Source organism: Nakamurella endophytica, assembly GCF_014646215.1.
In the GTDB taxonomy this organism is placed as follows: domain Bacteria; phylum Actinomycetota; class Actinomycetes; order Mycobacteriales; family Nakamurellaceae; genus Nakamurella; species Nakamurella endophytica.
The window spans coordinates 18,310-27,377 of the sequence record NZ_BMNA01000022.1 but is presented as its reverse complement, the minus strand read 5'-3'; the positions used below and the strand labels follow the sequence as shown (position 1 = coordinate 27,377).

Sequence of the window (9,068 nt, the reverse complement as noted above, 5' to 3'; positions counted from 1 at the left end):
CAACCCCGCAGATCACACCGTGTCGCTACACAACCTCAACCAACCTCCCTGGGCAGTACACCTAGGGCTCCTCGGACGGACCGATGCGGGCCCGCCGGAACGGTGACGCGGCGAGGACGACGACCACCACGGCGAACACCGCGGCCGCCACCAGGATCGCGACCACGGGTCCGGCGTGGGCGACGAGCAGCCCGGCGACCGGCGCGACGAGGACGACCACCGCTCGGTTCGCGGCCCGCATCGTGATGTTGGTCCGCGCCTGCAGCCCGTCGGGCGTTTCTGCCTGGCGGTAGCTCATCTCGTGGGAGTTGCTGCTGCCCATGGCGACTCCGTGGAGCAGCTGGCCGGATCCGAGCACCGCGGTGGCGGCCCACCCGCTGCCCTGCGCCGCGCCGGCCATCACGAGCACGCCGAGGGTGGTCACCGTGTGCGCGGCGATCACGGCGCCGCCGGTCCCCCACCGCCGGCCCGCCCGGGTGCTGAGGGTGGCGCCCACCAGGGCGCCCACTCCCGCGGCCGCTGACGCGAACCCGAACTGGATGACCGTCAGCTGCAGCGTCTGCAGGGCCAGCACCGGGACCGCCACCCCGAGCACCGCGTTCCCGGCGAACCACAGGTGTGTGCCGACAGCGAGCCGGCGCAACGACGTCCCGCGGTAGATCCACCGGACTCCGTCGCGGATCTGGGTCCCTATCGGCGTTCTCGGCACGGCCGCCGGGGACGGCTCGGCGACGCGCACCGACGCCATCATCAGTGCCGAGAACAGGTAGCTCGCGGCGTCCACCAGGATCGCCACCGGTGCGCCGACCACCTTGATCAACAGCCCGGCCAGCACCGGACCGGACGCCTGCGCCACCGCGTCCGAGCCGTCCAGCCGGGCGTGAGCCCGCTGCAGGTCGCCGCGCGGCACCAGTCGGGGCAGGAAGCTCATCGACGCGGCGTCGTTGAACAGCGCGACCGCGCTGTAGGCGGCGACCACCGCCAGCAGCGCCGGCACGTGCAGCCCGCCGAGCCACCACAGCACCGGGATCAGCGCGAGCAGGGCTGCGCAGGCGCCGTCCGTGGCGACCATGACCGGCAGCCGTCGGAACCGGTCGACGACGACCCCGGCGAACAGCCCCAGGAGGAGGTAGGGCGCCCAGCGGACCGCGCTGAGCCATGCCACGTCCTGCGCGTCGCCGCCGAGGGTCCGGAGCACGACCACCTGCAGCCCGAGCAGGGTCACGTAGGTACCGAACGACGACACGCTCTCCCCGAGCCACAGCCGCCGGAACGGACGCGGCAACCGCGACGCGTCGTCCACCCCGGCCCGCGTCATGCCAGCACCCTGCCACGCCGCAGGATCGAGACGGGCCGGCATGCACCCGCACGGGACGGTGGTGCCCGAGGGCTGCTGGTCGCGCGTCGCCGGTGCTGTGCACGTCCGGTCGAGGACGGGCCGCGGTCGACGTCGGCCCGCGAAGCGGTCGCGTGGGCCGCATGGTGTCCACCCGAGGTGCTGGCAGGGTGGTCCGGCGCCGATCGACCTGCGCTGGGACCACAACGCCTGGTATCACGGTCGCCTGCTGCGTGCGCTGCCCGCCGGGGCCGAAGAGGTCCTTGAGGTCGGGTGCGGCGCCGGGTCGTTCGCCGCCTGTCTCGCGACCCACACCGGGCACGTGGACGCGATCGACCGGTCGCCGCACATGGTCGCCCTGGCTCGGCAGCGTGCCGGCTGGCCACCTTGACCGCGTCCGGGGCGGTGCGGGCCAGCAGCTGCGGGTGCCGGCCGACGTCGACGTCCGTTCACCACCCTGCGTGTCCTGCCGATGCTGGATCCCGTGCTGATCGCGGCGCAGGTGCGAGCGAAGGTCGTCACAGTTCTGCCGCGCGGATCCGACGGTTGCCGCTGTGCGCTACGGACTGCGGTGGCGGCGACCCGGCTGACCGGGAGCCGGGGCGAGCACCCGCGGCGGCTTCTCCGGCGTCGACACGCCTCGCCGGACACCGACGTCAGCGGTGCAGGGTCCAGCTCCCCGTCACCGGGAAGCTCAGCACCGGCTTCTCGAAATCCGCACCGACGTCGACCCGCATCTGGTGCACCGTGATCGACAGTTCCGCCGGCTGCTCGCCTGTGCGGCAGGACACCTTGAGGATCGGTGCGGCCCAGACGTCGTAGAACTGGAAGACCCCGCTGCCGTCGTCGCCGATGACGGGATCCGCGGCGCCGGCAGACAGCAGTTGGATGTGGGAGTCGGTCACCGTGTCCCGCACCTCGCCGTCGCTGGTGCGCACACAGCCGTAGTGGGTCGTCACTCGCGCGTGGGCGCTGCCGTTGTACAGGGCGCCCGGCGGGATCTTCCAGCCGGTGAACGAGACGTGGATCTCGACGCCGCCACATCCCTGCACATCGTCCAGTTGCGCGCCGAGGAGGATCTCCCGGTCGGTGAACGAGCAGTCGGCACCGCTGTCCTCGGTGTCTGTGCTCAGGTCGGCCACCGGCCGGTACGGGAAGGCCACGGCGAGCTGGACGGTGACGGTGCTGGTGATGTGCGGCTTCGGCGGACACGCGGCGGCGGCGTCGGTCGCACCGCCCGGAGCGATCAGCAAGGCGTCGGCGACGACCGTCGTGACGCGCTGGAACGTCTCGAGTTCTCCCGGAGTCGAGTGCCCGACGAGCGGACACGTGTGCAGTGGTCGATGTTGTGACCGGTCGGGATCGACCGGCCGCGGCCCCCGGGCACTCTGACGGGCTGTCAGACCTTGGTCAATGGGCGATTCGCGTGATCATCACCTCCCCGTGCTCTCGATGTGCACCACATCACCTCGCGAGACGCATCGGGCCGATGACGGTGCCTTTGCTGGTCGCCGCCCGTGCGATGCCCCGCCTCGTCGCGCGGCTGGGCGATCGCGCCGTTCTGGCCGCGGCCTTCGTCGTCACCGCCGCAGGGCTGATGGGCGCTGCGGGCGCGATCCACCACGGGTACCCCGACCTACGCCGCCTGGCTGGTCGTCCTGGGAGCGGGAGTGACCTTGGCCCTGCCGACGCTGACGATCGCGAAACCACCTCTGCCCAGGACCCGCGATCGACCTGATCAGTCGGTCGGTGCGACCGGCGAAGCGGCCACGGGTTGGCGTCGAGGACTGCAGCCGCGCAGTGGTGGCACGCCGGGGTCACTGACGTCCGCGGCGCCACCCGGTCGCCGTCCTCCGAGCGGCGCCGCTCGACGGACGACGCTCGTCCCTTCGATCGACTCGATCGATGCCTCCCTGCGAGGCGCGAAAGCGGTCGCCCCGCAGGACATCGTCCACCGGGGCCGCAGGCACAGCCTCGGGTCCCGCGCGGCCTCCCCTCGACCCGAGAAGTCGGGCGCAGGCAGCTACTGACCCCGTCGGCGACGCTTGTGCGCGTACATGTCCAAGTCGGCGGCGCGCAGTACATCTTCCACCCCTTCGCCGGCGGTGGATACGGCGACGCCGATGCTGGCAGTCACGTGCGCAAGACGGTCGCCGATCGGGTAGGGCTGCGCCAGGAGCGCCGACAATCGATCGGCCAACGCCCGAGCGTGGGTATGGCCGCCGATGTGAGGACAGATCAGTACGAACTCGTCACCCCCGACGCGGGCGACGGTGTCGGCTGGTCGCAGGTGGGATCGCAGGCGCTGCCCGACGAGTTGCAGCATCTGGTCCCCCGCGGCGTGACCCGAACCGTCGTTGACGGCCTTGAATCCGTCCAGGTCGACGTACAACACGGCCACCTGGGTGTTGTCGCGTCGAGTCGCGGCGAGTGCATGCTCGAGCCGGTCGACCATCAGGACGCGATTGGCCAAACCCGTGAGCGGGTCGTGCAGAGCCAGCTGCTGCAGCTCCCGGTCGGCGGCCAATCGATCGGTGACATCTTCGACGAGTACGACCAGCAGTCGAGTGTCGATGCTGCCGATCGGTGTGCTGTTCAGCTGGACCCAGATGTCCCGTCCGTCAGCATGCAACCAATGGTCCTGTGCCACGTCGATCAGCGACTCACCGCCGGCGAGCTGCGCCAACGCTGTGACGCGGTCGTCTCCGCCGTCTGCTGCCGCCAGATCGTTCAGGGACATCGTCAGCAGCCGCCCCAGGGCGTAACCGGTGATCCGGCTCAGCGCAGGGTTGGCCCGCAAGATTCTCGGCCTGTCGACCAGTCCGACGTCGACCAGCATGATGCCGCTCGGGATGCGATCGAAGATCTCCTCGAACAATGCTCCACTGGCGTGCCGCGCCCGCTCCCCGGCCGAGCGGGCGGTGACGTCCGTTCCGGCCTCGAGATACCCCACCACCGACCCGTCGGGCCCGCGGAGCGCAGACACCGAGATCAACACCTGTATCCGTCGACCCGTCTTCGTGAACAAACTCCATCGACGGATCTCGGGCTCACCACGCGCCGCCCGACCCACCAGCGCCTCGAACTCTGACCGGACGGCCAACTCGGCAGCGCGCATCGCCATCTCGCCCCCGTCGTGCAGATACGGCGGAATGGGGGCCCCGAGAATCTCGGATGCCGTGTACCCCAGCATCTGCTCGGCACCGGAATCGAAGAGAGTGACGACCCCTCGAGCATCCAACCCGATGATGCACCGATCGGCTGTCACGTCGAGTTCCGCGCCGAACAACTCCCTGGCCCGAGCCAGTTCCGCGGTGATCGCGACGGAACCGGTGATGTCCTGCACGACGCCCACCGCCGCGACCAGGACCTCGGCGGCGTCCGTCTCACCACGACCACGACTGCGGACCAGCCGGACAGCCCCGTCAGGCGCCATGATCCGGTACTGCACGGAGAAGCCGTCCGGACTCCGCAAGCCGTCCGTCAGCGCGCGCTCCACCATGTCTCGGTCGGCGGGATGCACCATCTCGAGGTGCGCGGCGAGCGACCCCGTCGCGGACGCCGGGTCACCGACACCGAGCACCGCGCTCAAGGCAGCCGACGTCGTCAATCCCTGCTCGGGGTGCCACGTCCACCATCCGGCGTCCGCCGCAGCTTCCAGATCGCCGAGCAACACCTCAAGTGCTTGCGGCCGCACACCACACGTCCTGTTCCGCATCGAAGCTGTAGGCGACAGTGCCGGCTCGCGCCTCGACGATCCAGGCAGCCTCGCGGTTAGACGTCCTGTCCCGTAGGAGACCGCCGCCCTACCAGCAGCCACCATCGGGGCACATCGGCCCGCGAGGATCACCGTTCAAGCATCAAGGCACTGCCATGATGCTGATCTTTCCCACCGGTGGCAAGAGCGGTTGTCGTCCGGGATGAGACCACGCGCGCAACCGGAAGCCGCCGGCATGCTGTGCCCCGCACGCGACCCCCACGCAGCGGCGACCCGGCCACGCGGCGGACGCGGCTACTCCTCGACCAGAGGATGGATGCCTGTTCACCGTGGTCGGTGTCGACTAACGCCGACGCCACCGTCGACGTCCTCCCCGCCGTCCCACCGCGACAGAGCCGCACATGTCGACCCAGGCTCGGACACGCATGCCGCCGCACCGACCTGGACGCTGCCGCTGCCGATCGAACATCCCGTCGCCGCCGTTCGCGCCAGCGCCGAACGCAGGGACCGGTCGCATGAACCTCCATCGGTCATCGTCCCGGCACCGTGCAGTTGTCTCGCCGAGACGATCAGGTCACAGCAGTTGGTCGGCCAGGACCGAAGCCAGCCAATCGCGGTGACGCGCGGGATCCCAGCCGCGGTCCAGGACCAACAACCCGTACACCTCCGGCGAGGCGAGTGCGTGGATGAGGTCGGCAGCGTCGCGTTCCCGCAGCCCCGGCCGGAGCGCACCGGCAAGCTTCAACGAGCGGGCGAGACGCCGTTGTCCGTCGTGCCGTTGGCGAGCGATGTCGACTAGCAGCGTCGCAGCCTCGGGATCGGACTTGGCTGCGTCGGCCACGATGCGGTGCACCGGACCGGCACGGTGCAGGACGCCGACGACGAGAGCAGCAAATGCGGCCAACTGATCTCGCGGGTCGTCGGCAGCGAACAACGCGCGGACCTGTGGCCGGTCGACCATCGCAACCGGCCGGTCGTCACCGGCCACCACGACATCGAGCAGCGCCCTGAGAATGCCGAGCTTGGAGTCGAAGAGCCGGTACACCGTCGCCTGAGGCGTGTCGGACCGCTCGCTGATCGCCGCGACGGTCGTTGCGGCATACCCGCGCTCGAGGAACAGATCACGGGCCGCGTCGACCACTGCCGCCCTGGTACGCCGGGTGCGCGCTTGCGGCGCCTTGACACGCCCGTCCACGCAAATGAGAGTAGCACTATCATTTGTGCCGCTACCCGAGGAGCAACGATGACCAACGACGGTTTCAGCGCCGAGGAGCGCGCCGCCATGAAGACGCGAGCCGCCGAACTCCGTGCGGAAGGCAAGAAAGGCGCGAAGCAGGCAGACGGCCTGCAAGCCGTGCTCGACAGCCACCTTGCCGTCGACGTTGGCGTACGCGGGCATGCCGTACCAGGTCCTCGGAGTCAGGTCCGGAGCGTTCGCGGTGACGGTGATGTGGACCCGTTCGGCGAGCGCGCGGTCGACCGGCGTCATGCCGGCGATGGTGGTCAGTTTCAAGAACGCCGGCAAGTTCGGTCAACGCTATTCCACGCTGGAATTCCAGGACTCCGCGCGCCTCGACGACGGCGACATCTGGCCCGTGTCCTTCGCGGTGACCGCGTGGAACGACACGGTTGCCGAGCAGGTCGCCCGACTGGTGCGGGCAGCGCAGTCCTGACAGCTCGGACCCGGGTCGCCCGTAACAGCTGCCTTCGCCGCGCCGAACCGGTCGGTCGCCACGGGTCGGGAGCCTCCGGGCAGGCGGTTGGGTAGCGGCCCACCGAGCGCCCGTCCCCGGACCGGTCGCCGGTGAGGGGACCAGGTGGCAGCGTCGTGGCCGCTAGTTGAGCGTGGGCAGGGTGATGCGGAGTCTGATCAGACCGTCGCGAAGACGGGTCTTGTAGGTGGCCATCGGCACGTTCAAGGCTGTGCTGGCCTGGGTGGCGCTCATGCCGGCGAAGAAGCACAGCTGCACCGCTTCTCGTTGCAGCGTGGTCAGGTTCAGCAACGCGACCCTGACCTGGTGCTGATCAGCGGCGTCCAGGACCGCCTCGGTCACGCGGTCGCTGCCCGGTCCGTGGTGATTGCTCATCCCCCAGCTGTGCTCGGCCCCGCGCGCTGCTTCGCAGCTGCGCACCCGGTCGATCGCCCTGGACCGAGCCAAGGCGAGGATCCATCCCGCGGCCGTACCCTTGTCCGGGTCGAAGCGGTGCGCTTTGCGCCAGATCTCGAAGTGCACCTCCTGCGTGACGTCCTCGGCCAGCCACGCATCGCGAACGACGAGCTTGGCGGCACCGTAGATGCGCAGACGGAACCGCGTGTGCAGCTGCTCGAATGCCGCACCACTGCCACCGGCGACGGCGACCAGCAGGTGTGCGTCGCACTCACCCGGACTCTCCGAACCGACCTCGGTGGCTCCGAGGTCCGGTGGCCACCCGTGATCCCTGCGCATGTCGTCGTCCTGACCGTCGAGCGGGAGCCGCTAACAGCAGCCCAGTGAAAGCACACCGGACAAGCGATCGCGGCGGCCATCACCAGCTGCGCACGGTCCTTGACTAACAGTAGCCGATCTTGATCGCTCGCGGCCGTTCCGAGCAGAACCCGGACGACTCGACGCCGGCCGGATACGGGCTTCACCGGCCGCGCGGCAGGTGTGCGCATCGGCTCCTCGTTGACAGCGGCCGCCGCCGCCGTCGCCGGTGTGGGCATCGGCCGCCCTCGGTGCGCTGCTAGTCGTGCCTGGTCGCGGCGATGCAGGTGGCCATCCGCGGTCGTTCGACCGGGACTGTCCTGTGGTCGCGCTGATCGGGGCGCGGCGGCCGTGGGCGGCCAACCGTCGGGCACTGCCGCCGGTGCACACGCCACGTCGGGGTTCACCGATCGCGGGGCGGCGGTGCCGTCCGGTGTGAGCTGCTGTCGGAGGACATCGGCATCACCCCGACCCCGCTTGTCCGACGTCGTAACCCCCATCGGGCGAGCCGAAGGTCGCGGAGGACGTCCTGACCCGCACCGCTGTTCGTTGGAGCGCTCGAGCCGTCTGCGCCGGCGCGGTGCTCGGTGCCGTTGCACCGACCGGTGCCGGCGCGGCCGACACGGCCGTGACCTCCGGCGGCGGAGCGGCCGACCGCGCGGGGACGACCCGGATCGCCATCGCTGCGGGCTCGACCGCCATGGCGGGTGTCGCCGGACCACCGATACGCCGCGACGGCCTCGCCGTCGGCCGGTGAGGTCGACATCGTGGATCTGACCACTCGGACGCTGACGTACACCGTGCGCGTCCCGGGCGGCGAACCGGACGCCGTGGCGTTCGACGCCGACGGCCGGTCCGCATACGTGACCGACGCCGAGGCGGGCACCGTGTCGATCGTCGACGCAGCGTCGGGCAGGATCGCCGGCACGATCCGCCTGGGCGGTCGGCCGGGCGGCATCGCAGTGGACACCTCGACCCCGGGCGGCCGGCTCCACGTCACCGACATGACCGGCAACCGGTGGGACATCGTGCAGGTCGGCTCGCTCCTGGTGCGGACCGTCGCCGTACAGGACTACCCCACCTCCGTCGCGGTGGCCGCCAACGGTGATGTCGTCGTGGGCGGCACCACCAGCGACGACATCGACGTCCTGGGACCCCGCGATCCGCTGCAGGCGATCACCCTGCACCGCCCCGACCAGGCCCGGACCGTCGCCGCCACCGCCATCACCGGCGGCGACACCGTCGCGCTGCCCGGCCTCGAGGCCGACTCCTGGCTGGACACCGACACCATGACCTTCACCGGGCACGTACCGGCGACCGGACCCATCACCACCGACGCCACCGTGGCCGTCGTCCCCGGCAGCGTCCTGCTCACCGAAGGACCCAGCGACGACCCGGCGCACCTCGGCTATCTGGCTGTGGTGCCGGACAGCTCCGTGATTTCCGGCAACTGATGCGGCCGCCCGGTCCGGAACACCTACCGTCCGCTCCGGGTGCGGCACACCGCCCGGATCGTCGCTGGGCTAGCAGGTCTCGCTGCACGTCGGTG

At 70.5% G+C, this 9,068-nt stretch carries 8 protein-coding genes; 3 read left to right on the top strand and 5 right to left on the bottom strand.

What is annotated here, in order from left to right; translation table 11 throughout:
- Nucleotides 1–61: 61 nt before the first annotated feature.
- Nucleotides 62–1,318, bottom strand: coding sequence for an MFS transporter (locus IEY37_RS21560; protein ID WP_188945002.1), 1,257 nt, complete (start codon nt 1,316–1,318; stop codon nt 62–64).
- On the opposite strand from IEY37_RS21560, the gene IEY37_RS22925 reads away from it, so the two are divergent.
- Nucleotides 1,317–1,727: a class I SAM-dependent methyltransferase gene (locus IEY37_RS22925; protein WP_373298412.1), complete on the top strand. Its 411-nt coding sequence runs from the start codon at nt 1,317–1,319 to the stop codon at nt 1,725–1,727. The genes IEY37_RS21560 and IEY37_RS22925 overlap by 2 nt on opposite strands.
- Before the next feature lie 265 nt (nt 1,728–1,992).
- Here the strand turns inward: IEY37_RS22925 and IEY37_RS21550 are convergent, their stop codons facing one another.
- From IEY37_RS21550 to IEY37_RS22415, 3 genes are all read right to left on the bottom strand, one after another.
- Entirely contained in the window at nt 1,993–2,589 is a 597-nt protein-coding gene (locus IEY37_RS21550) for a hypothetical protein (protein WP_188945000.1), read from the bottom strand.
- A gap of 770 nt (nt 2,590–3,359) precedes the next feature.
- Nucleotides 3,360–5,012 carry a sensor domain-containing protein gene (locus tag IEY37_RS21545; RefSeq protein ID WP_188944999.1) on the bottom strand — a complete coding sequence of 551 codons (1,653 nt, stop codon included), beginning with the start codon at nt 5,010–5,012 and terminating at the stop codon, nt 3,360–3,362.
- 616 nt (nt 5,013–5,628) lie between these two features.
- On the bottom strand, nt 5,629–6,543 hold the full coding sequence (locus IEY37_RS22415; protein ID WP_229674760.1) for a TetR/AcrR family transcriptional regulator: 915 nt from the start codon (nt 6,541–6,543) through the stop codon (nt 5,629–5,631).
- A 7-nt stretch (nt 6,544–6,550) separates the two neighbouring features.
- Between IEY37_RS22415 and IEY37_RS21535 the strand changes: the two genes are divergently transcribed.
- Nucleotides 6,551–6,727, top strand: coding sequence for a hypothetical protein (locus IEY37_RS21535; protein ID WP_188944998.1), 177 nt, complete (start codon nt 6,551–6,553; stop codon nt 6,725–6,727).
- A gap of 162 nt (nt 6,728–6,889) precedes the next feature.
- On the opposite strand, the gene IEY37_RS21530 is transcribed toward IEY37_RS21535, so the two are convergent.
- On the bottom strand, nt 6,890–7,501 hold the full coding sequence (locus IEY37_RS21530; RefSeq protein ID WP_188944997.1) for a sigma-70 family RNA polymerase sigma factor: 612 nt from the start codon (nt 7,499–7,501) through the stop codon (nt 6,890–6,892).
- 785 nt (nt 7,502–8,286) lie between these two features.
- Here IEY37_RS21530 and IEY37_RS21525 point away from each other — a divergent pair.
- Nucleotides 8,287–8,973: a YncE family protein gene (locus IEY37_RS21525; RefSeq protein WP_188944996.1), complete on the top strand. Its 687-nt coding sequence runs from the start codon at nt 8,287–8,289 to the stop codon at nt 8,971–8,973.
- Nucleotides 8,974–9,068 lie beyond the last annotated feature (95 nt).